Source organism: Streptomyces sp. NBC_00539, from assembly GCF_036346105.1.
GTDB lineage: Bacteria > Actinomycetota > Actinomycetes > Streptomycetales > Streptomycetaceae > Streptomyces.
The window spans coordinates 5,718,651-5,740,360 of record NZ_CP107811.1; the positions used below are offsets into that span (position 1 = coordinate 5,718,651).

Genomic DNA, 21,710 nt, shown 5'->3' on the forward strand with positions numbered 1-21,710 from the left:
TGTGTCATAGGTGCAGAGAAGGTTCCTCGAAGGGGAGTGCGTGGTGGGTAAGCCGAAGGTCGTGCTGGGTGTCAGCGGCGGGATCGCCGCCTACAAGGCGTGCGAGCTGCTGCGCCGGCTGACCGAGTCCGGCCACGACGTACGGGTCGTGCCGACGGCCGCGTCGCTGAACTTCGTCGGGGAGGCCACCTGGGCCGCGCTGTCAGGCAACCCGGCCTCCACCGAGGTCTGGGAGAGCGTCCACGACGTCCCGCACGTGCGCATCGGACAGTCCGCCGACCTGGTCGTCGTCGCCCCGGCCACCGCCGACATGCTGGCCAAGGCCGCCCACGGGCTGGCCGACGACCTGCTCACCAACACGCTGCTCACCGCACGCTGTCCCGTGGTCTTCGCACCCGCGATGCACACCGAGATGTGGGAGCACCCCGCCACCCAGGAGAACGTGGCCACCCTGCGCCGGCGCGGCGCCGTCGTCATCGAGCCCGCCGTCGGCCGGCTCACCGGCAAGGACACCGGCAAGGGACGGCTGCCCGACCCCGACGAGATCTTCGAGGTGTGCCGCAGGGTCCTCGCCCGGGGCGCCGCAGAGCCGGACCTGGCCGGGCGCCACGTGGTGATCAGCGCCGGGGGCACCCGGGAACCGCTGGACCCGGTCCGCTTCCTCGGCAACCGCTCCTCGGGCAAGCAGGGCTACGCGCTCGCCCGCACCGCCGTGGCGCGCGGCGCCCGGGTCACGCTCGTCGCGGCCAACACCGCTCTGGCCGACCCCGCGGGAGCCGACGTCGTACGGGTGGGGACCGCCCTGCAGCTGCGGGAAGCGGTGCTCAAGGCGGCCGCCGACGCCGACGCCGTGGTGATGGCAGCCGCCGTGGCCGACTTCCGGCCCGCCCAGTACGCGGGGGGCAAGATCAAGAAGCAGGACGGGCAGGACCCCGCGCCGGTGGCGCTCGTCCGCAACCCCGACGTGCTGGCCGAGATCTCCGCCGAACGCGCCCGGGAGGGCCAGGTGGTGGTGGGTTTCGCCGCGGAGACCGACGACGTCCTCGCCAACGGGCGGGCCAAGCTCCGGCGCAAGGGATGTGATCTTCTCGTCATCAACGAGGTCGGCGAGACCAAGACCTTCGGTTCCGAGGAGAACGAGGCGGTCATCCTTTCCTCCGACGGGGCTGAGACGCCTGTGGCCCATGGACCGAAGGAAGCGCTGGCGGATGCGATTTGGGACCAGGTCGCTCCCCGCCTCGCGCCGCGACGCGCCTGAGCGGATCGCCTTCCCGCTGGGGAATCCGTACGTCAGAATGTAGTGCCGCAGGTCACACGGCTCCCACAAGGCGAGACGGGTGGTCCGGCAAACGGTGGCGACCGATAAACTGCACCTGGAACACGACCGGGCGCAGCCCCCGGTAAGGTTCCGCCAAATGATCAGCCAGCAGCCGCTGCAACCCCAGGGAGCGTTGTGTCCCGTCGCCTGTTTACCTCGGAGTCCGTGACCGAGGGTCACCCCGACAAGATCGCTGACCAGATCAGCGACACGATCCTCGACGCGCTCCTCACCGAGGACCCGACCTCGCGTGTGGCCGTGGAGACCCTCATCACCACCGGTCTCGTGCACATCGCGGGAGAGGTGACGACGAAGGCGTACGCGCCGATCGCGCAGCTCGTCCGCGACAAGATCCTCGAAATCGGCTACGACTCCTCGAAGAAGGGCTTCGACGGCGCCTCGTGCGGCGTGTCGGTGTCCATCGGCGCGCAGTCCCCCGACATCGCCCAGGGCGTCGACACCGCCTACGAGCAGCGTGTCGAAGGCGACGAGGACGAGCTGGACAAGCAGGGCGCCGGCGACCAGGGCCTGATGTTCGGCTACGCCTGCGACGAGACCCCCGAGCTGATGCCGCTCCCGATCCACATCGCGCACCGGCTCTCCCGCCGGCTGTCCGAGGTCCGCAAGAACGGGACCATCCCGTACCTGCGCCCCGACGGCAAGACCCAGGTCACCATCGAGTACGACGGCGACAAGGCCGTCCGCCTCGACACCGTGGTCGTGTCCTCGCAGCACGCCGCCGACATCGACCTCGATTCCCTCCTCGCCCCCGACATCCGTGAGTTCGTCGTGGAGCACGTGCTCGCGCAGCTCATCGAGGACGGGATCAAGCTGGACACCGAGGGCTACCGGCTGCTGGTGAACCCGACGGGCCGGTTCGAGATCGGCGGCCCGATGGGTGACGCGGGCCTGACCGGCCGCAAGATCATCATCGACACGTACGGCGGCATGGCCCGCCACGGCGGCGGCGCGTTCTCCGGCAAGGACCCGTCCAAGGTGGACCGCTCGGCCGCGTACGCGATGCGCTGGGTCGCCAAGAACGTGGTCGCCGCCGGTCTGGCCTCGCGCTGCGAGGTGCAGGTCGCGTACGCCATCGGCAAGGCCGAGCCCGTCGGCCTGTTCGTGGAGACCTTCGGCACCGCGAAGGTGGAGACCTCGAAGATCGAGGAGGCCATCGGCGAGGTCTTCGACCTGCGCCCGGCCGCCATCATCCGCGACCTGGACCTGCTGCGGCCCATCTACGCCCAGACCGCCGCCTACGGCCACTTCGGCCGCGAACTGCCCGACTTCACCTGGGAGCGCACCGACCGCGTCGACGCCCTGCGCGCCGCCGCCGGTCTGTAAGCGACAGACCCCTGGTGCGAGGCCCCGGACCCTGAGGTCCGGGGCCTCGTGCATGTCCGGGTGTCAGTGGCATTTGGTAAGAATGCGGGTGTGAGCAGCACGGACGAGTCGGATCAGCGGGGCGGGGAGAGCAATCCCGGCGGCCCGCCGGAGCAGCTCGCGCTCATCCGGGACATCGTGGCCGAGGCGAAGGCCAAGGCACCCAAGGCCAAGCCCCGCACCTGGCGCGGGGCGGCCCTCGCCGAGGAACTGCCCGTCGCCCGCGTCCTGGTCAACAAGGGCGTGCTCCACCTCGACCAGCTGTGGGACTACGCGGTGCCCGCCGAGCTGGCCGAGGCCGCGCAGCCGGGCGTCCGGGTCCGGGTCCGCTTCGGTGCGGGCGCCCACCAGGTGCACGGCGGGCGCCGCGAGGGCGGCGGACTGATCGACGGCTTCGTCATCGAGCGGCGCGCCGAGTCCGACTACAACGGGGCCCTGGCGGCCCTGGCGCAGGTCGTTTCTCCCGAGGTCGTGCTCACCCCGGGCCTGCTGGCGCTCGCCCGGGCCGTCGCCGACCGGTACGCGGGCAGCCTCGCGGACGTCCTCCAGCTGGCCCTGCCCCCGCGCAGCGCCCGCGCCGAGGCGAAGCCCTCGCCGGAGCCGCTGCCGCCGCCCCCGGCGCCCGAGCCCGGAAGCTGGCAGCGGTACGGGGCCGGCCCGGCCTTCCTGCGGGCCCTGGCGAGCGGGGGCGCTCCCCGCGCCGTGTGGACGGCCCTGCCCGGCCCCGGCTGGGCCGGTGAACTCGCCCTGGCCATGGCCGCCACCCTCGCCTCCGGCCGGGGCGCCCTCGCCGTCCTGCCCGACGGGCGGACCGCCGCCCGGGTGGACGCGGCGCTCACCGCCCTGCTCGGCGAGGGGCGGCACGCGCTGCTGACCGCCGAATCCGGGCCGGAGAAGCGCTACCGCCAGTGGCTCGCGGTGAGCCGGGGCTCGGTACGGGCCGTCATCGGCACCCGCGCCGCGATGTTCGCACCCGTACGGGACCTCGGACTGGTTGCCGTCTGGGACGACGGGGACTCCAGCCACAGCGACGACCGCGCGCCGTTCCCGCACGTCCGCGAGGTGCTGGAGCTGCGCGCGGTGACCGACGGCTGCGCCTTCCTCGCCGGGGGCACGAGCTGCACCGTCGAGGCCGCCCAGCTCGTCGAGTCCGGCTGGGCGCGGCCGCTGGTCGCCGACCGCGAGACGGTACGGGCCTGCGCGCCCCGCATCAGGACCGTCGGCGACGAACTGCTGGCGCGGGACGAGGCCGCCCGGGCCGCGCGCCTGCCCAGCCTCGCGTGGGAGACCGTGCGCGAGGGCCTCAAGGCCGGACCGGTGCTGGTGCAGGTGCCCCGGCGGGGGTACGTGCCCCGGCTGGCTTGCGAACGCTGCCGGGAACCGGCCCGCTGCCGGACCTGCGCCGGGCCCCTGGAGGCCCCGGACGAGCGGGACCTGCGGTGCGGGTGGTGCGGGCGCGAGGAGCCGTCGTGGCACTGCGGGGAATGCGGGTCGTTCCGGCTGCGGGCCCGGGTGGTCGGCGCGCGGCGCACCGCCGAGGAGCTGGGGCGGGCGTTCCCCGCCGTGCCGGTGCGCACCTCCGGGCGCGATCACGTACTGGATGAGGTGCCGGACCGGCCCGCACTGGTGGTGTGCACCCCCGGGGCGGAGCCCGTCGCGTCCGGCGCGGGGTACGCGGCGGCGCTGCTGCTGGACGGCTGGGCCATGCTGGGCCGGCCAGACCTGCGGGCCGGGGAGGAGGCGCTGCGGCGCTGGATCGGCGCCGCCTCGCTGGTCCGGGGGGAGGGCCAGGTGGTGGTCATCGCCGAGCCGACGCTGCGGCCGGTGCAGGCGCTGGTGCGCTGGGACCCGGTGGGACACGCGGTGCGGGAGCTCGCGGAGCGGGCCCAGCTGGGCTTCCCGCCGGTGTCGCGGATGGCGGCGGTGGCCGGACGGCCCGAGGCACTGGAGGCGTTCCTCGCCGCTGCCGAACTGCCACCGGACGCGCAGATCCTGGGGCCGGTGCCGCTGCCGGGCCGGCGCGGGGAGCCTTCGCCGGGGGAGCGGGTCCTGATCAGGGTCCGGCCCGGCAGCGGGGCGGATCTGGCGAGGGCCCTCAAGAACGCGCAGGCCGCCCGGCTGGCGCGGGGGGTGACGCCCGCGGAATCGGTCCGGATCAGGATCGACCCGCCGGACATCGGCTGAGGGGCGGCGCCGACGGGGCCGGCCCGCGTGCCGCGCAGGCGTCCGGCGCAGGCGTGTCGGGCAGGTCCACCGACCCAGACGAGACGTCCGCCTACGTGGACGAGACGTGCCGTGCAGGAGTCCCGCGCAGGCGGCCGCCCCCCTGCGGGAGCGGCCTCGGGGGAGGGTTGCTCCGCCGGGGGGCGGGGTCAGGGCTGGGCGCGCCCGGCCGTCAGGGGTCGGCGTCCCGGCGGCAGGCCGCGCGTCAGCCGTTGCGCGGGCCGGGGAACGCGGGCGACCGGGAGGCCGCCGCACCCTGTGCCCCGGCGGCCGACTCCTCGCGCACGGGCTGCGGCGGTACGGAGCGCGCCGCCGGGACGGTCGGGAGCGGCGCCAGGGTCCGGGTGGTGGTCGTCCCGTCGGCGGCCACTTCGACGGGCTCGGCGGCCTGGGCGCGCCGGGCCCCGTAACGGCGGTGCACGGCCTGCTTGGTGACGCCGAGCGCCGAGCCGACGGCGTCCCAGGAGAAGCCGAGCGAGCGGTCGAAGTCCACCGCGGCGGTGACCAGCGTCTCGACGCTGTCCCGCAGTTCCTGCGCGAGCCGGACGGTGGGGGCGGGGGCCCTGCCGTAGACGACGAAGCCCGTGGAGGGACCGGAGCGGCGCGGGCGGTACACGTTGCCGAGCTGGGCGGTGAGCGTGCGCAGAGCATCCACCTGCCGGCGGACCCGCTCGATGTCCCGCACCAGGAGATGCAGGCTGGCCCGTGCTTGGGCGTCGTGGGTGGCGTGGTCGGCCATGAAGAAGCCTCTCGAACCGTGCTTAAGAGCGGATCGGGCCGCAGACACCGTTCTCGATCGCGGCCCGTTTCGGTCAATCTCTCTTGACCAACGCGTCAGCGGTCGTCCAGGTCACGCTCCGGGGGCGTGTCGGCATATGCGAGAGGCGCGCGTCCCGCGGTACGCCCCGGGCGCACGGAGTGGGCCGTGCGCGGCGCGGCCCATAGACTGGTGCGCTGCTGACAGCCGAGATAGCGAGGTAGGACCCAGTGAAGCTCGTCTTCGCAGGCACCCCCGAGGTCGCCGTACCCGCCCTGGACGCCCTGATCGCCTCCGGGCGCCACGAGGTCGCGGCCGTCGTCACCCGGCCCGACGCCCCGGCCGGGCGGGGCCGCCGGCTCGTGGCCAGTCCCGTCGCCGAACGCGCCGAGGAGGCCGGGATCGAGGTCCTCAAGCCGGTGCGGCCGCGCGACCCGGAGTTCCAGGCGCGGCTGCGCGAGATCGCGCCGGACTGCTGCCCGGTCGTCGCGTACGGGGCGCTGCTCCCCAAGAGCGCCCTCGACATCCCCAAGCACGGGTGGGTCAACCTGCACTTCTCGCTGCTGCCCGCGTGGCGCGGGGCCGCCCCCGTCCAGCACTCGATCATGGCGGGTGACCAGGTCACCGGCGCGTCCACCTTCCTCATCGAGGAGGGACTGGACTCCGGGCCGGTCTACGGCCACCTGACCGAGGAGATCCGGCCCACCGACACCAGCGGCGATCTGCTGACCCGGCTCGCCTTCGCCGGGTCGGGCCTGCTCGTCGCCACCATGGACGGCATCGAGGACGGCACCCTGCGCGCCGTGCCGCAGCCCACCGACGGGATCTCCCTCGCACCCAAGATCACGGTCGAGGACGCCCGGATCGACTGGAAGGCCCCCGCGATGCGCGCCGACCGCGTCGTGCGCGGCTGCACCCCCGCACCCGGCGCCTGGACCGTCTTCCGCGGGGAGCGCCTCAAGCTGATCTCGGTCGCTCCGGTGCCCGACCGCACGGACCTGGAGCCCGGCGTGCTGGCCCCGGCCAAGAACAACGTCCACGTCGGCACCGGCTCGCACGCCGTGGAACTGCTCTGGGTCCAGCCCCAGGGCAAGAAGCCGATGAAGGGCGCCGACTGGGCGCGCGGGGTGCGGATCGCGCCCGGCGAGCGCCTGGGCGGAGCAGACGTAGGCTGATACCGGCCGCGCCGAACCCCACCACCTCTGTCGACACACCCCGAGCACCACGTACAACCGGAGCACCTTTCACGTGAGCGAACAGCCCCGTCAGCCCCGTCAGAGCCCCCGGCGCAACGCCGCGGGCGGCAACGGCAAGCCGTCCGGCAACCAGGGCGGCAAGCAGGGCAAGCCCTACCGCCGGCCGCAGAAGGACCCCGTCCGGCTGCTGGCCTTCGAGGTGCTGCGGGCGGTGGACGAGCGCGACGCGTACGCGAACCTCGTCCTGCCGCCGCTGCTGCGCAAGGCCCGCCAGGACGAGAGCTTCCAGGCGCGCGACGCCGCGCTGGCCACCGAGCTGGTGTACGGGACGCTGCGCCGGCAGGGCACGTACGACGCGGTGATCAAGGCCTGCATCGACCGTCCGCTGCGGGAGGTCGACCCGCCGGTGCTGGACGTGCTGTCGCTCGGCGCGCACCAGTTGCTCGGCACCCGGATCCCGCCGCACGCGGCCGTGTCGGCGAGCGTGGAGCTGGCCCGCGTCGTGCTCGGGGACGGGCGCGCGAAGTTCGTGAACGCAGTCCTGCGCAAGATCACCGCGCACGACCTGGAAGGCTGGCTGGAGCGGGTCGCGCCGCCCTACGAGGACGACGCCGAGGAACACCTCGCGGTGTACCACTCGCACCCGCGCTGGGTCGTCAGCGCCCTGTGGGACGCGCTGGGCGGTGGCCGCGCCGGTATCGAGGACCTGCTGGAGGCCGACAACGAGCGGCCCGAGGTCACCCTCGTCGCCCGCCCGGGCCGCTCCACGCCGCAGGAGCTGCTGGAGGCCGTCGGCGAGGAGTCGGCGCTGCCGGGGCGCTGGTCCCCGTACGCGGTACGGATGGCCGAGGGCGGCGAGCCGGGCGCGCTGGAGGCGGTGCGCGAGGGCCGCGCCGGTGTGCAGGACGAGGGCAGCCAGCTGGTGGCGATGGCCCTGGCGGCGGCGCCCGTGGAGGGCCGTGACGAGCGCTGGCTGGACGGTTGCGCGGGCCCGGGCGGCAAGGCGGCCCTGCTCGGGGCGCTGGCCGCGCAGCGCGGGGCGTTCCTGCTCGCCTCCGAGAAGCAGCCGCACCGGGCGCGGCTGGTGGAGAAGGCGCTGGCCGGCAACCCCGGCCCGTACCAGGTCATCGCGGCGGACGGCACCCGCCCGCCGTGGCTGCCGGGATCCTTCGACCGGGTCCTGGTGGACGTCCCCTGCTCCGGCCTCGGCGCCCTGCGCCGGCGCCCCGAGGCGCGGTGGCGGCGCCGGCCGGAGGACCTGGAGGGCTTCGCGCCGCTCCAGCGCGGGCTGCTGCGCGAGGCGCTGTCGGCGGTGCGGGTCGGCGGCGTCGTCGGCTACGCGACCTGCTCGCCGCACCTGGCGGAGACCCGGGTCGTGGTGGACGACGTCCTCAAGGGCCGCGGCGCGGGCGCGTCGGCGCGGGTGTCGGCGGAACTGATCGACGCCCGTCCGTACATGTCGGGTGTCCCGGCCCTCGGCGAAGGCCCGGACGTCCAGCTCTGGCCCCACCTCCACGGCACGGACGCGATGTACCTCGCCCTCCTGCGCCGCACGGCGTAGCGCCCTCCCCGGCAGCCCCCCGCCCTCCGCCCGGCCGCAGTCGGCACGGGCGGGGAGGCCCCGCCGCCCGTGCCGGGGCGAGCCGTCCGACGACGACGCAAAGGTGTGCCGGTGACGGCCGACCCCGCAGAGAGTGTCACTGCTCCGTAACAGGTGCCGATCTGATCGAAACTCACTTTGCAGACGGCAATGGGTAGTTGATAGACATGGAACGTCAGTGCGGGACGTGCAGAACGGGGGGCACCGTGTCGACGTGGGACATAAAGCCTGAGGGCGTTCAAGGAGTCCTGAACAAGACCGTCGAGGCCGGCGGCAAGTTCGAGGAAGAGTTCACGGCGTACGGGGACGGTCTGGTCGGCGCCGCCACGTGGGCGGGCACGATGGTCCTGGGCGGGACCGAAATTCCCAAGGAGGGCGCGTTCGGCCCCGTGGCGCAGGCGTTGCTGGAGTTCCAGCAGCACACGGAGAACGACGTGAAATTCCTTCCGGTCCGGACGGGGAAGTCCGTCACCGGGGTGCGCCTGGCCACTGAGGAGTACCTCAAGGGCGACCTCGCGATGGCGAAGAACAAGCAGGAGGAGTACTCCAAGGCTCCGACTCCGGAAGAGTTGAAGGGCCCCAAGAAGCGATCTGGGGAAGATACCGACTTTCACCGGCAATCTGGAGACGTTGGAGACGCATGCGGCCTCGCTGAAGACGACTGCCTCCGGCATTCGAGGTACGGGCAAGGACGTGCACAACGCCTTTCAGGCGTTGGATGCCGTCTACGACGCGCCCGAGCAGGAAGAGCTGCTCAACTCGACGGTCCCGGTACGGGACAAGGCCGACGAGTTCGCGAAGAAGCTGGAATCCGTCAGCGGCGCGCTGACGAGCTTCGCGACGAGTGCCCGTCCGTTGGTGAGCAAGATGAAGCAACTCCGTGCGGACGCAGAGAAGTTCGTCGCGGAGAACAAGGACGATGACGACTGGCAGCAGGACCAGCACAAGATCGACGAGAACGCGCGTCTGGTCCGCGAGGTCGGCACGACGTGGGTGGCATTCCAGGGCGTCGAGCGCGATGCGGCCAACAAGATCACTGCGTTGGTGGGCGGCACGCACTTCGTCGTCGATGACGGGTCGCACAAGACCGGCATGTACGGCTTCAGGGAAAGCGACGTCAAGGACGCCAAGGAAACGCCTTGGGGGACGGCCGACGAACGTGAGTACACGGGCCTGCGGGCCGCGTGGGAGTGGACGAAGGACCATACCGGCGGTGTGCTGAAGGGGTTCTTCGTCGACGGTGTCTGGGGCACCCTCAAGGGCCTGGGCAGCATGGTCAACGTGTTCGACTGGGACAACTTCAAGAAGACGTGGTCAGGCATCGGGAACGTCTTCGGTGGTATCAGCGCTTACATCGCGACCCCGTACGACTGGGCGATGGACAAGATGTTCGGCCCGGTCGACCACAGTGACACCGACAAGCAGAAGGCGGCCCTGCGCAACTTCGGCAAGTCACTGGTCGCGTGGGACGAGTGGGACAAGAATCCCTCGCGGGCGTCCGGGACGGTCCTGTTCAACGCCCTGACCCTTGGCTCGGGCACGCTGCTCAAACTCGGCAAGGCCGGCCAGGCCGGAAGGCTGGGCGCGGCCGCGGAGGCCGCGACCGCGCTGGGTAAGGCGGGGGCGCTCGTCGACCCGATGAGCTACCTCGGCAAGGCGGCCGTCGTCACCAAGTTCAAGGTCGGCGACCTCATGGAGAGCTTGAGGGCCAGCCGTGCGGGCGTCGACGACATGGCCCGCAGCATGCCCTCCGGTACCTCGCCGCACCCTGGCGAGGCACCCGCGATTCCCGGGCGCGACTACGTCGACCACGCGGGCAACAAGCGCGTCATCGGCGACGACGGGCACATCAGGGACGAGCACGGCAACGTGGTCCCGGACACCGAACCCGTCAGGGAACCGCACAAGAGCGACCTACCCAACATCCACGAGCACGAGACCGCCCCGGCCATGGAAGAGCCGAAGGTCCTCGAAGGCGCGGGTGGCCCGGGCCGCATGGAAAACGGCACGAGCCACCCGGCCGGCGGATCCCGCCCGACCTCGATGCACCCGGGCGACGGTGCACACCCGGCCGGCGGTGGGGGGCCGCACAACACGCCCTCCACGGGCGGTCACGCCGCGGACCATTCGACCGGTGGCGGCTCGGGCAACGGCCCAGGTGCACACGCGCCCGGTAACGGTGGGTCCTATGCGGATCATGTATCCGGTGGCAGCGCCGAGGGCCATGTGCAGCACCACGCCTCCAGTGGGGAGACGCACGACCACACGGGTAGCGGGACGCCGGACACCTCGGAGAACGCGGGATCGGGTCATGGCGGACGTGCGAACGAGCCGATTCCGGAGTTGACAGCAGAGGAAAAGGCGGCGCACTGGGGTCATCTCGATGACGTGCAACGTCGGGCTCCAGAGGAATTCGATCACTTGAAGCACGACCCGGATCACAAGAACCAGGTCGATGACAGATCGATGGATGAGGCCCGAGTCGGCCTCGACCTGCGAGAGAGTGGGCGGCTCCCGGCGGACATCCGCCGTCCGGATATACCGGACAGGGGTGAGTTTTATTCCGAGACCACCGGTGAATACTATGACATCAAGGGTGTTCACTCCGACTATCCGCCATTCAACAACGTGCGAGACAAGTCCCAGCCGTTCAAGGGTGCGTATGACCCGGGCAACAACGAGTCATGGGTCAACAAGCAGCTGGCGAAGCAGATTGAGAAACGCGGGCGTGTAGTCATCATTGACGTCCGGAATGCAAATCAAGCGGCGATCGACAGTGTCAAGGCAGTTGTCGAGAGCCGCGGTTGGGGAGATCGTGTCATCTGGTATCCGTAAGAACTGGAATCCGGCGGTGTTCCCGGCTGACCCGGAAGCGGCGCGGCGGCTGCAGGAGTGGCTGGCTTCGGAGGATTACAACCTCAATGGCATGGGGAGTGACTTCCGGGGCGCCGACCTTTCGGGCGGGGATTTCTCCAATGCTTGGTTCACCGATGCGGTCCTCGTGGGCGTGAAGTTTGTCAGCGCCTCCTTCTACCGGGCCGACCTGCAGTCGGCGGATCTGACTGGGGCGGATCTGACCGGAGCAGATTGCGTCCGGGCGAACTTGGACGAGGCTGTGCTTCGATCGGCGCGGCTCGATGGGGCCGACATGGTGGGGGCGTCGCTGTGTGACGTCGATGCGTCGGGAGCGAGCTTCCGTGGAACGAGATTCCTCGGTGCTTCGCTGATTGACACCGACATGAGGGGGGCGGATCTGGCCGATGCCGTCCTTGATGAGAATCTCTTCGAGATCAAAGTCGACGATGCCACGGTGGTGCGGGGCCTGGCCGGGACGGTTTTCGGCCCGATCACCGTCTTCAGCGGAGCGTCGTCCCGAGAGCTGGCCGGCGGGGAACTCGAAGCCTGGATCGCTGCACGTGGCGGTCATGTGCAGGTCATTCCTTCGCGTCGGCCACCCAGGTAGCGCAACGGCCGAAACCCACGGGAGAGGAACGCGGATGGTCTGCGGAGGTATCCGTACTCGGAACCTCGGCAGCAGCGCACTCCACGTGCCGTAGTTCTCCGGGACTGCCGAGCCGAGCGTTTCGGGGGTGGTAGGTGACAGCCGACAGCCCGTACACATGCATTCGTGCGATGCCGAAGGTGCCGTCCTCCGGTAGAACCAGGTGCCGGGGCGCTGCTCGGGGACAACAATGATCAAGCAGCCAGGGGGAACACCGCATGACCACGGATGTGATCGCGCTCACCGAGAGGGTGCCCGACCCGCTGAGCGTGCTGGCAGGGCTGCTCGCGGGCGGGCCTGACCTGCGGGTCGAGACCGCCGGTGAGGGTGCCGTGGTGCAGCTCTGTGATGCCGAAGGGCGGCCGCTCGTCTCGATCGAGGTGCCGCTGATGCTCCGGGTACCGGGCGAGGCGTCCAGGTTGCTGGGCCCCGGGGCCGAGCCGTCCGGCGACGGCCCGGCCTGGTGGATCGAGGCTCGGGCCGCCGTCGGCGTCCCCCGGGCAGAGCGGCTCGCGGGTGCGTTCGCGGCCCGTATGGCCATGCTCCTGGGCGGCCGGGTGTGGCCGCCGGACGCCCCCGGCACCGTCGGCGCGGCCCGCCCCGTCGATGTCTCGGGCGTCACCGCGGTACCGGTCCCCGCCGCCGCCCGGCCGGCCGTCGACATGCTCACCGACGAAGCCGCCGTGGTTCTCCAGGACCGGCCGGTCGTCCCCATGACGAGCTGGCTCTCCGATGCCCTGCGCGCCACCGTGGAGAGCGACCGGTCCCTGCAGATCGTCACCCCGCCGCACTGTCGCCTTTCGTTGCCCACCCGCATGCTGCTGCAGTCCACCCCCTCGCGCTGGGTGGTGCGGGACGAGCGGTGCGGGTACTACGACGGGCTGACCGGCGCGGTACTGGAGTGGCAGGACGGCGCCTTCCGGCCCGATCGGGGCGACAGCGGTGAGACCCCGGTGGCGGACGCCTTCACGGACGGGTACCGGCCCACCGGCGAGCGTCAGCTCATCGTCAGCTTCCGTACCCTGCACCGCGCCGAGGCCGACCTCGTCCTCGGGGGTGCGGTGGAGGCCGCCTGGCGGGCCCTCACCGGCAGCCCGCCGGCCGGATGGGGGACCTCGGAGCCGGCCGGGCTCAGCTGGTCGCGGCGGCAGCTGACCGAGCTGGCGTACGAGCGCGCTCCCCGCCCCACTTGGACGGTGGTCGTCGGCACCCCGGACCGCCCTGCCATGGCCACCCTGCGCGTGATCCGTACCCCGGAGGGCGTGGAGGAGGACGTCACCCTCACCGTGGGCCACGGCCGCGGTGAGAAGCCCGCCCTGGAGGCACTGCCGGAGCTGGCCGACGAGCTGGTGACCCGGCACGGGCTCAAGACCATGATGTGCCAGGTGCGCGAGGCGCGCCGGGACCTGAGCGCGCCGCCGCGCTTCGAGCCCCCGCCGCTGCCGTACGCGTTCGTGCTGGGACCCGCGGAGGTCGCCCAGGCGGGGCGCGACACGGCGGGCAGGACGCCGCTGAAGGAACCGCCGGTGCGGTTGGGCCATGGCGGCCGGCCGGGCTACTACTACCCGCTCGGCGACGGCGAGAGCGCCGAAAGCTGGACCGCCCTGGAACAGCTCATGCGCCACTTGCGCGGGGCGCCGCCGCTGGGAGGGATGGCGGGGAACGCAGGGTGAGGGTTAAGGACGTGTGAAGTGAGCGGGCGCATCTGTTAAGCACGGCTGAGGGGTGTGGGACTTACGGGGTCGTGGCCGGAAGTGGGCTTGGGCATGGCACGCTTGGGGCATGGCCGTTCAGATCAATCCCAGCATCCTGTCCGCCGACTTCGCCCGACTCGCCGAGGAGGCGAAGGCCGTCGAGGGGGCCGACTGGCTGCATGTCGACGTCATGGACAACCATTTCGTCCCCAACCTCACGCTCGGCGTGCCGATCGTGGAGTCCCTGAGCCGCGCGACGGACATTCCGCTCGATCTGCACCTCATGATCGAGAACCCGGACCGCTGGGCCCCGCAGTACGTGGAGGCCGGAGCCGGATCGGTCACCTTCCACGCCGAGGCCGCCGCCGCGCCTGTGCGGCTGGCCCGGGAGATCCGGGCCAAGGGCGCCCGGGCGGCCATGGCGCTCAAGCCCGCCACCCCGATCGAGCAGTACGAGGACATCCTGCCCGAATTGGACATGGTGCTGATCATGACCGTCGAGCCCGGCTTCGGCGGTCAGGCCTTCCTCGACATCATGCTGCCCAAGATCCGCCGTACCCGGGAGATGATCGCCAAGCACGGGCTGGAGCTGTGGCTCCAGGTCGACGGCGGGGTCTCGGCGTCGACGATCGAGCGGGTCGCCGAGGCCGGCGCGGACGTCTTCGTCGCCGGGAGCGCGGTCTACGGGGCGCCCGATCCGGCCGCCGCCGTACGGACGCTGCGCGAGCAGGCGGGCGCGGCGATCGCGGCCGCGCCCTGGGCTTGCGACCACGGGGCCAAGGCTTGATGAACAGCTCGGTGAACGAGGGCTGTACGGGCTGATCAACGGCCGTCGGATCTGACAGGATGAACGGCGAGTCGAGAGTGTGAACAGCAGTGAGGAGAACGCGGTGTCTGCAATGTCGGCGGGACGGTCAGCCCTGCGGATGGGACCCGCGGAGCTGGTGCAGGCGGCGGCCATGGCGCGCCGTTTCTACCTGGAGGGCAAGTCCAAGATCCAGATCGCCGAGGAGTTCGGCGTGAGCCGCTTCAAGGTGGCCCGGGTCCTGGAGACCGCCCTCGAACGCGACCTCGTACGGATCGAGATCAGGGTCCCCGCGGAGCTGGACGCCGAGCGCTCCGACGCGCTGCGTGCCCGGTACGGGCTGCGGCACGCCGTGGTGGTCGAGTCCCCGGCCGATGCGACCGAGGACGCCCCGGACCCGGAGAACCTCGGCGCGGTCGCCGCCGACCTGCTGGGCGAGCTGGTCAACGAGGGCGACGTACTCGGTCTCGCCTGGGGCCGCTCGACCATCCACATGGCGGCCTCCCTGCACCGGCTGCCGCCGTGCACCGTGGTCCAGCTGACCGGTGTGTACGACGCGGGTACGGCGGAGCGGGGCTCGGTGGAGGCCGTGCGCCGGGCCGCCCAGGTCTCGGGCGGGGACGCGCACCCGATCTACGCTCCGATGCTGCTGCCCGACCCGGCGACGGCGGCCGCGCTGCGCAGCCAGACGGGCATCGCGCGGGCCTTCGAGTACTTCGACAAGGTGACCGTCGCCGCGGTGTCCATCGGATCGTGGGAGCCCGGCATCTCGACCGTGCACGACATGCTCAGCGACGAGGAGCGGGCCCACTACGCCTCGCTCGGCGTCGCGGCCGAGATGTCCGCGCACCTGTTCGACACCGAGGGCCGGCGGGTCGGCCGGGACCTCGGCGAGCGCTGCATCACCGTCGAGGCGGACCGGCTGCGCCGGATCCCCGAGGTGGTGGCGATTGCCGGCGGACTGCGCAAGGCCTCCGCGATCGGCGCAGTGCTCCGGTCGGGTCTCGTGACCAGCCTGGTCACCGACACGGCCGTGGCGGACTACCTGCTGACGGAATCCCAGCCGGGGCTGCGCCCGGCCCTGGAACGGGCCGATCCCGACGACTGAGCGGGGCCGCGGGGTCCGCCTCCGGGACGTCCCGGAGCGGATGGTGCCGCAATTGAGATCCGAACGGCGGACCGCGGGGCGGCCCGCTGGGCGCATACTGGACCCAATGACTAAGTCAGCAGTACCTCGCCGCCATTTGCCGTCCAGCCCGTTCAAGGCCCCCGTGGAACCGCCGCTCCGGCAGTTCAGCGTCGGCGACCGGGTCACTCACGACGAGCACGGCCTCGGCCGTGTCGTCGGTATCGAGGAGGGGATCGCTGTCCTCGTCGACTTCGGATCGGTTCAGAAACGCATCCTGAGCCCCTACACCAAGATGGCTGCGCTCTAAGCCGTCTTCACACCCCGCTTCTCCACGGCCCGGTTCTCCACGTCCCGCCCCGCGCGAGTCGCGGACGAATCGGTTGTTTGGCACGATCGGCGCATGATCCTTCGGAACGTGCCCCGATCGCTGCTGCGTGCGCTGGGGGCCCTGTTCCTGTGCGCCGCGCTGGTGACCGCGGTCGGCTGCGCCGGCAAGACGCCCGGGGCGGCGCGGACCGGCGCGCCCGCGAGCCCCGGCACCGCGAGCCCGGGCCAGGGGGGTCGCCCCGTCGTGCCCGGATGGGCCAAGGGGATGGCCACCGTACGGGCGGACGCGCTGCCGGAGCAGGCGCGCGAGGTACTGGCACTGATCGACAAGGGCGGTCCGTACCCGTACCGGCAGGACGGCACGGTCTTCGGGAACTTCGAGAAGGCCCTGCCCCGCCGCGAGCGCGGCTACTACCACGAGTTCACCGTGAGGACACCGGGGGAACGCGACCGCGGGGCCCGGCGGATCGTGACCGGCTCGGGCGGGGAGCTGTTCTACACGGACGACCACTACGACACCTTCAAGGCGGTTCTGCGATGACCCTTGGAGCGGGGCCGCTGGCCCCGGCGCTGGCCGCCGCCGAGGAGGCCGGCTGGACGACGCTCCGGCTGGACCTGGACGGCGTCGGCGGCAAGGCGGAGCTGCTGCGGCGGTGTGGGGAGGCCCTGCACGTGCCCCAGTGGTTCGGGGAGAACTGGGACGCGCTGGCGGACGTGCTGACCGACCTGTCGTGGCTGCCGGACGGGCCCGGGCGGCTGGTGGCGGTCACGTCCTGGCACGACTACGCGCGGGCCCGGCCCGGTGAGTGGGCGACCCTGCGCGAGATCCTGGAACAGGCCGTCGACTTCTGGCGGGGCCAGGGCGAGGGCGAGGGCGCGGCCCCGTTGGCGGTGGTGCTCGCCGACCGGCCCGCGGGATACCTTCGCGACTGAGCCGTCCGGGCGCTGCGCCGCCGCACCAGCTCCACTCGGGCGGCCGCACCAGGCCCACTGCGACGGCCGCACCAGGCCCATTGCGACGCGGCAGGGCCGTCCCGACGGGGCGCTGCCGGGCAGGCCCGACAGCGCCCCCGGGCCGGGTCAGGACTTCGGGATCCAGGGCGGGGTCTGTCCCCAGGACCAGACGGGGATCTTCGCCGCGTCGACCGGCGGCGGGTTGGGGCCCGAGTAGATCAGGGCCATCCGGGTGCCCCACTCGATGTAGTAGGCGAACACCGCCCGGAATTCCGGGTCGGTCGGCAGGCCGACCTCGTCCGCCGTGTCCATCAGCAGGTCCACCCACCGGCGGCGCTGCTGCTCGGTGATGCCGCGGCCCAGGTGCTTGGTGGCCATGTGCTGGTGGCCGCCGTGGTGGGCCGAGTAGTCGGCGGGGCCGCCGAAGACCTCCGACAGCCAGATGGCGACGTGCTGCGGGTGGTTCGAGTCCATGCCGGCGAAGACCGGGGCCAGGATCTCGTCCTGGAGGGCGTGCGCGTAGAAGACGTCGGTGAGGCGGTCGAGCGCCTCGGCCCCGCCCATCCACTCGTAGATGGTGGGCGTCGTGTCGGGCGTGGTGCTCATGACTGGGAGGCGGCCTTTCCCGTGCCGAAGACGTCGGTGACGCGGTAGTGCTTCATTTCCTCGATGTTGTTCAGGTACGGGCGGATCGCGGCGAAGAACGCCGGGAACTGCTCGCCCTTGCGGAAGCCCTGGAGGTGGTCCTCGACCGAGGTCCAGCGGATCCGGAGGATGTAGCGCTCGGCCTCCTCCTCGCTGTGGGCCAGTTCGTAGTCGATGCACTCGGGCGAGGCGGCCAGGGACTCGGCCGCCCGCGCGTAGGCGTCCTCGAACGCCGGCTGGTCGTCCGCTGCGATCCGGTAGCGGATGTATTCGACGGTGGTGGTCATCGTGTGGGGCCTCTCCCTGCGGTCGGTTGTCCCGTCCCGGCTACCTTTCCGGGATCTTGCGTGCCCGGCGAGGATTTCCGCTATTCGGAGTCGGACTTCGTGATGTCCGCCTTGACGTCGGGGCCCTGCGAGCGGACCCGCTGGACCGTGTCGAGGGACTCGCGCAGCTCGGCGAGCCAGGTTTCGGTGTTGCGGCCGACGAGGCGGACGCACCACGCCAGCGCGTCGGCGCGGCTGCGGGCCACGCCGCTCGCGACCAGGGTGTCGAGCACCTGGCGTTCGGACTGGCGCAACCGCGTCATCACCGGGACCGCGAGGTGGGTGAACAGGGTCGTCTCGTCGCCGGAGCGCACGCCCCAGGACACCTTGCGGCGGTAGAGCTCCTCCGCCTCGCGGGCCACCTCGATGCGCTGTTCGCGGGTGCGTTCGCGGAAGTCCTTGACCGACTCGTTCGCCGGGAGGGTGCCGATGACCGTGATCTCCTCGCGGTCGGCGGTGACGGAGACCAGGGACTCGTAGACGTCCACCGGCAGGCGGTCCGCGAACCAGGTACGGAGCTGTGTCTGCTGCTCGGGTGTAATCATGTAATCAACGTTGCATCCGCTGCCTTCTTGATCGCAAGGAGTCGCCCACGATTGCCCGTTCGCTCTCAGCTGGTCCCGCGCGGGGTTCAGCCCATCGAGCGGTAGCGGTGGATCAAGGAGACGGCCATCGCCCCCTCGCCGACGCCCGACGCGACCCGCTTGACGGAGTGGGCGCGGACGTCGCCCGCCGCGAAGACGCCGGGGACGCTGGTCTCCAGCGGGTACGGCGCGCGCTCCAGGCTCCACTCCGCCGGGAGCTCGCCCCCGTTGGAGATCAGGTCGGAGCCGGTGAGCACGAAGCCGTACTCGTCGCGTTCCACGACCCCCGCCAGCCAGTCCGTGTGCGGGCGGGCGCCGATGAACGTGAACATGAACCGGGCCGGGACCTCGGTGTCGGCGCCCGTGTCGGCGTCGTGCAGGGTCAGCCGCTCCAGGTGCTCGTCGCCGTCCAGCGAGACGACGGTGGTGCGCACCTTGACCTCGATGTTGGGGGTGCGGGCGATCTCGTCGATCAGGTAGCGGGACATGCTGGCGTCGAGGGACGCCGCCCGGACGAGGATCGTGACGCGGGCCGCGTACTTGGCGAAGTGCACCGCCGCCTGGCCGGCCGAGTTGGCGCCGCCCACGATGAACACGTGCTGCGAGATGCAGGCCGAGCTCTCGGTGGTGGCCGCGCCGTAGTACAGCCCGGCGCCCTCGAAGCGGTCCGCTCCCGGTGCCTGCAGGCGGTTGTACGAGACCCCGGTGGCGAGCAGGACCGTCTCCGCGCTGATCTCCGTACCGTCCGCCAGGGTGAGGATCTTCGCCGGGTCGTCGCGGGTCAGCGAGACCACCTCCACCGGGTGCAGGATCTCGGCGCCGAAGCGGGAGGCCTGGATGGTGGCCCGGCGGGTCAGGTCGCCGCCCGAGAGGCCCGACGGGAACCCGAGGTAGTTCTCGATCAGGCTGGAGGTGCCGGCCTGGCCGCCCGGGGCGCGGGAGTCCAGCATGAGCGTGGACAGGCCCTCGGACGCCGAGTACACCCCGGCCGCCAGCCCCGCCGGACCGGCGCCGACGATGACGCACTCGTAGTGCGGGCGGGAGGCGGTGGTCGCCAGGCCCAGGCGCTGGGCGAGCTGCGTGTCGGTCGGCGCGGAGAGCACCGTCCCGTCCGGGAACCGGACCAGCGGCAGCGCCGCATCGGGGTCGGCGGCCGCGAGCACCGTCAGCGCCTCGGGGTCGCGCTCGACGTTCAGGAAGCGGAACGGCTGCCCGTTGCGGGTGAAGAAGTCCCGGACGGCGTGGGTGCCGGGCGACACCAGGTGGCCGGCGACGATGATCCCGTCGTAGGCGGGGCGGTAGGTGGCGAGCCAGTCCGAGAGCAGGTCGTCCAGGACCGGGAACAGCCGCTCGTGCGGCGGGTCCCAGGGCTTGAGCAGGTAGTAGTCCAGGCGCACCCGGTTGATGGCGGTGATCGCCGCGTCGGTCTCCGCGTAGGCGGTCAGCAGGACCCGGCGGGCGTCGGGGAAGCGGCTGACGGCCTCCAGGAGGAACTCCACCCCGGTCACGTCCGGCATCCGCTGGTCCACCAGGAACAGCGCCGGGTCGTGGCCGCGTTCGTCCAGGGAGTCCAGGATCTTGAAGGCGTCGGCGGCCGAGGAGGCGCCGAGCACCCGGTAGCGGTCCCCGTACGCGCTGCGCAGGTCGCGCCGGACGGCCCGCAGCACCTGGGGGTCGTCGTCCACGGCGAGGATGACGGGCTTGCGGTTCTCGGACCGCTCGGTGGCCGCCGGGGAGTGCCCCGCCGTGGTCGCCGGCGCGGTCGACCCGGTCCGGTCGACGGCGGAGGAGGGGCCGACGGAGGGGACGGCGGAGGAGCGGCCCGCGGGGGAGGGGGCCTCGGCGTGCTCCCGGGACGCGCTCACGCGGGGTCCAGCATCAGCTTGTCGGCGTAGCACCAGGCCCAGTCCTCGCCGGGCTCGTGCGAGGCCGCGACGGGGTGCCCGACGGTGCGGTAGTGCCGGGTGGCATGGCGGTTCTTCGAGGAGTCGCAGCAGCCGACGTGCCCGCAGCTCAGGCACATCCGCAGGTGCACCCAGTCGTCTCCGGTCGCCAGGCACTCCTCGCAGCCGTCGGTCCCCGGCTTCACCGGACGTATCTGGTCGATGTGTGTGCACAACAGGTCCATCGTCATCGTCCCCGTCCCTCTCCTCGCGCACTCGTACCGCTCGTCACGCCGGTGAATCACGGGCGCGTCCAGACCTTAGGACGGGGGCCCCGGAAAGGTTCATCGATTCGGCCGAAGTCATGGAGTAACGGACCTACTTCATGACCTCGCGCGGCGACTACCTGAGGTGTGGGGACGGCATGTCCTTCTACCTCACGAAGTCGCATACGGGCGCTTTGACGCAGGCCCCGCACAGAAGCAGGGTGGGGGACGCCAACACAACAGGCGGCGCCTGGAGGAATCTGTGAGCAGAAAGATTCTGGTCATTGTCTCCGAACACGGTTACTGGGCCGAAGAACTGATCGGGCCCGTATCGCAGTTCGACGAGCGGGGCTACGAAGTCGTATTCGCCACGCCGACCGGGAAGCGCGCCCACGCACTTCCGCCGAGCCTCGACGCCGACTACATCGACCCCCCGCTGGGCCGTTCGGTGACCACCGAGGAGAACGCCCGGCTGGGCCGCGAGTTCGAGCAGTCGAGCCGGCTCGACTCACCGCTCGACATCGAGGCGTGGGCGCCCGAACGCCCGTACACCAGCGACAAGGACTACCTGCCCAAGCTGGAGCAGTACCACCGCGATCTCGACAAGCTCCAGGAGGACATCGCCTCCTTCGACGCGGTCCTCATCGTCGGCGGCAGCGGCCCCATCGTCGACCTCGCCAACAACGAGCGGGTCCACGCCCTCATCCTCGCCTTCAAGAACGCCGGCAAGGTCGTGGCGGCCGAGTGCTACGGGGTGGCCTGCCTGGCCTTCGCCCGCGACTGGGGCGACCGCAAGAGCATCATCTGGGGCAAGCACGTCACCGGCCACTGCAAGGAATACGACTACAAGGACGGAACCGGATTCCTCGGTACCGACTTCAACATGGGACCGCCGCCGTACCCGCTGGAGTACATCCTGCGCGACGCCACCGGACCGCGCGGCGCGTACCACGGGAATTTCGGCCACCCCCTGTCGGTGATCGTCGACTTCCCCTTCGTCACCGGACGTTCGACCCCCGATTCCTATCTGACGGGGCGCAAGATCGTGGAAGTCCTGGAGGACGGGCTCACCCGGTACGGATGGTAGTCCGGTAACTCCTGGGAAAGAGGGGGAATTC

20 protein-coding genes and 1 pseudogene are annotated in these 21,710 nt (G+C 71.6%); 15 read left to right on the forward strand and 6 right to left on the reverse strand.

Annotated elements, in window-relative coordinates; all coding sequences use genetic code 11:
* Nucleotides 1-43: 43 nt before the first annotated feature.
* The 3 genes from coaBC (at nt 44) to OG861_RS25740 (ending at nt 4,885) form a co-directional block, all read left to right on the forward strand.
* Nucleotides 44-1,258, forward strand: coding sequence for a bifunctional phosphopantothenoylcysteine decarboxylase/phosphopantothenate--cysteine ligase CoaBC (coaBC, locus tag OG861_RS25730; RefSeq protein WP_329193639.1), 1,215 nt, complete (start codon nt 44-46; stop codon nt 1,256-1,258).
* Nucleotides 1,259-1,453: 195 nt separating this feature from the next.
* Nucleotides 1,454-2,662, forward strand: a complete 1,209-nt coding sequence (gene metK / locus OG861_RS25735) for a methionine adenosyltransferase (protein ID WP_329193638.1) — start codon at nt 1,454-1,456, stop codon at nt 2,660-2,662.
* A 90-nt stretch (nt 2,663-2,752) separates the two neighbouring features.
* On the forward strand, nt 2,753-4,885 hold the full coding sequence (locus OG861_RS25740) for a primosomal protein N' (RefSeq protein ID WP_329193636.1): 2,133 nt from the start codon (nt 2,753-2,755) through the stop codon (nt 4,883-4,885).
* Nucleotides 4,886-5,129: 244 nt separating this feature from the next.
* Here the strand turns inward: OG861_RS25740 and OG861_RS25745 are convergent, their stop codons facing one another.
* A complete protein-coding gene (locus OG861_RS25745; RefSeq protein WP_329193634.1) occupies nt 5,130-5,663 on the reverse strand; it encodes a hypothetical protein in 534 nt (177 codons plus the stop codon).
* A gap of 248 nt (nt 5,664-5,911) precedes the next feature.
* On the opposite strand from OG861_RS25745, the gene fmt reads away from it, so the two are divergent.
* The 11 genes and pseudogenes from fmt to OG861_RS25800 all read left to right on the forward strand — a co-directional run bounded on the left by fmt (nt 5,912) and on the right by OG861_RS25800 (nt 16,867).
* On the forward strand, nt 5,912-6,856 hold the full coding sequence (gene fmt / locus OG861_RS25750) for a methionyl-tRNA formyltransferase (RefSeq protein ID WP_330261870.1): 945 nt from the start codon (nt 5,912-5,914) through the stop codon (nt 6,854-6,856).
* A gap of 73 nt (nt 6,857-6,929) precedes the next feature.
* A complete protein-coding gene (locus tag OG861_RS25755; RefSeq protein WP_329193630.1) occupies nt 6,930-8,438 on the forward strand; it encodes an RsmB/NOP family class I SAM-dependent RNA methyltransferase in 1,509 nt (502 codons plus the stop codon).
* A 206-nt stretch (nt 8,439-8,644) separates the two neighbouring features.
* Nucleotides 8,645-9,049 (forward strand): annotated as a pseudogene (locus OG861_RS25760) (DUF6507 family protein); the annotation flags it as partial.
* Between the two features lie 58 nt (nt 9,050-9,107).
* Nucleotides 9,108-11,312 carry a hypothetical protein gene (locus OG861_RS25765; RefSeq protein ID WP_329193628.1) on the forward strand — a complete coding sequence of 735 codons (2,205 nt, stop codon included), beginning with the start codon at nt 9,108-9,110 and terminating at the stop codon, nt 11,310-11,312.
* The gene (locus OG861_RS25770) at nt 11,293-11,940 is read left to right on the forward strand and encodes a pentapeptide repeat-containing protein (RefSeq protein ID WP_329193626.1); all 648 of its coding nucleotides are present in this window, start codon (nt 11,293-11,295) and stop codon (nt 11,938-11,940) included. Before OG861_RS25765 ends, OG861_RS25770 begins: the two co-directional genes overlap by 20 nt.
* 257 nt (nt 11,941-12,197) lie before the next feature.
* Entirely contained in the window at nt 12,198-13,652 is a 1,455-nt protein-coding gene (locus OG861_RS25775) for a DUF6177 family protein (protein WP_329193623.1), read from the forward strand.
* Between the two features lie 109 nt (nt 13,653-13,761).
* Nucleotides 13,762-14,460, forward strand: a complete 699-nt coding sequence (gene rpe / locus OG861_RS25780; RefSeq protein ID WP_329193621.1) for a ribulose-phosphate 3-epimerase — start codon at nt 13,762-13,764, stop codon at nt 14,458-14,460.
* Between the two features lie 112 nt (nt 14,461-14,572).
* Entirely contained in the window at nt 14,573-15,586 is a 1,014-nt protein-coding gene (locus OG861_RS25785; protein ID WP_329202042.1) for a sugar-binding transcriptional regulator, read from the forward strand.
* A 106-nt stretch (nt 15,587-15,692) separates the two neighbouring features.
* Complete coding sequence (locus OG861_RS25790) at nt 15,693-15,914, forward strand: CarD family transcriptional regulator (protein WP_031145007.1); 222 nt, start codon at nt 15,693-15,695, stop codon at nt 15,912-15,914.
* Between the two features lie 93 nt (nt 15,915-16,007).
* A complete protein-coding gene (locus OG861_RS25795; protein ID WP_329193619.1) occupies nt 16,008-16,475 on the forward strand; it encodes a ribonuclease domain-containing protein in 468 nt (155 codons plus the stop codon).
* A complete protein-coding gene (locus tag OG861_RS25800; protein WP_329193617.1) occupies nt 16,472-16,867 on the forward strand; it encodes a barstar family protein in 396 nt (131 codons plus the stop codon). Before OG861_RS25795 ends, OG861_RS25800 begins: the two co-directional genes overlap by 4 nt.
* A 147-nt stretch (nt 16,868-17,014) precedes the next feature.
* Here OG861_RS25800 and OG861_RS25805 read toward each other — a convergent pair whose 3' ends face one another.
* The 5 genes from OG861_RS25805 to OG861_RS25825 form a co-directional block, all read right to left on the reverse strand.
* On the reverse strand, nt 17,015-17,494 hold the full coding sequence (locus tag OG861_RS25805; RefSeq protein WP_329193615.1) for a group II truncated hemoglobin: 480 nt from the start codon (nt 17,492-17,494) through the stop codon (nt 17,015-17,017).
* On the reverse strand, nt 17,491-17,820 hold the full coding sequence (locus OG861_RS25810; RefSeq protein ID WP_329193613.1) for an antibiotic biosynthesis monooxygenase family protein: 330 nt from the start codon (nt 17,818-17,820) through the stop codon (nt 17,491-17,493). The genes OG861_RS25805 and OG861_RS25810 overlap by 4 nt, the downstream gene beginning before the upstream one ends.
* 80 nt (nt 17,821-17,900) lie before the next feature.
* On the reverse strand, nt 17,901-18,404 hold the full coding sequence (locus OG861_RS25815; RefSeq protein ID WP_329193611.1) for a hypothetical protein: 504 nt from the start codon (nt 18,402-18,404) through the stop codon (nt 17,901-17,903).
* Nucleotides 18,405-18,490: 86 nt separating this feature from the next.
* On the reverse strand, nt 18,491-20,128 hold the full coding sequence (locus OG861_RS25820) for an FAD-dependent oxidoreductase (RefSeq protein WP_329202040.1): 1,638 nt from the start codon (nt 20,126-20,128) through the stop codon (nt 18,491-18,493).
* 176 nt (nt 20,129-20,304) lie between these two features.
* On the reverse strand, nt 20,305-20,577 hold the full coding sequence (locus OG861_RS25825; protein ID WP_329193609.1) for a UBP-type zinc finger domain-containing protein: 273 nt from the start codon (nt 20,575-20,577) through the stop codon (nt 20,305-20,307).
* A 277-nt stretch (nt 20,578-20,854) separates the two neighbouring features.
* Here OG861_RS25825 and OG861_RS25830 point away from each other — a divergent pair, with 277 nt between their 5' ends.
* A complete protein-coding gene (locus OG861_RS25830; RefSeq protein ID WP_329193607.1) occupies nt 20,855-21,679 on the forward strand; it encodes a type 1 glutamine amidotransferase domain-containing protein in 825 nt (274 codons plus the stop codon).
* The last annotated feature ends 31 nt before the right edge of the window (nt 21,680-21,710 follow it).

What these genes read in the sequence shown, in the direction of transcription:
- OG861_RS25795 (WP_329193619.1), top strand. Translation starts at nt 16,008, where the DNA reads ATGATCCTTCGGAACGTGCCCCGATCGCTGCTGCGTGCGCTGGGGGCC.
- OG861_RS25805 (WP_329193615.1), bottom strand. Translation starts at nt 17,494, where the DNA reads ATGAGCACCACGCCCGACACGACGCCCACCATCTACGAGTGGATGGGC.
- OG861_RS25790 (WP_031145007.1), top strand. Translation starts at nt 15,693, where the DNA reads ATGACTAAGTCAGCAGTACCTCGCCGCCATTTGCCGTCCAGCCCGTTC.
- OG861_RS25800 (WP_329193617.1), top strand. Translation starts at nt 16,472, where the DNA reads ATGACCCTTGGAGCGGGGCCGCTGGCCCCGGCGCTGGCCGCCGCCGAG.
- OG861_RS25775 (WP_329193623.1), top strand. Translation starts at nt 12,198, where the DNA reads ATGACCACGGATGTGATCGCGCTCACCGAGAGGGTGCCCGACCCGCTG.
- OG861_RS25785 (WP_329202042.1), top strand. Translation starts at nt 14,573, where the DNA reads ATGTCGGCGGGACGGTCAGCCCTGCGGATGGGACCCGCGGAGCTGGTG.
- OG861_RS25815 (WP_329193611.1), bottom strand. Translation starts at nt 18,404, where the DNA reads ATGATTACACCCGAGCAGCAGACACAGCTCCGTACCTGGTTCGCGGAC.
- OG861_RS25745 (WP_329193634.1), bottom strand. Translation starts at nt 5,663, where the DNA reads ATGGCCGACCACGCCACCCACGACGCCCAAGCACGGGCCAGCCTGCAT.
- rpe (WP_329193621.1), top strand. Translation starts at nt 13,762, where the DNA reads ATGGCCGTTCAGATCAATCCCAGCATCCTGTCCGCCGACTTCGCCCGA.
- OG861_RS25810 (WP_329193613.1), bottom strand. Translation starts at nt 17,820, where the DNA reads ATGACCACCACCGTCGAATACATCCGCTACCGGATCGCAGCGGACGAC.
- OG861_RS25825 (WP_329193609.1), bottom strand. Translation starts at nt 20,577, where the DNA reads ATGACGATGGACCTGTTGTGCACACACATCGACCAGATACGTCCGGTG.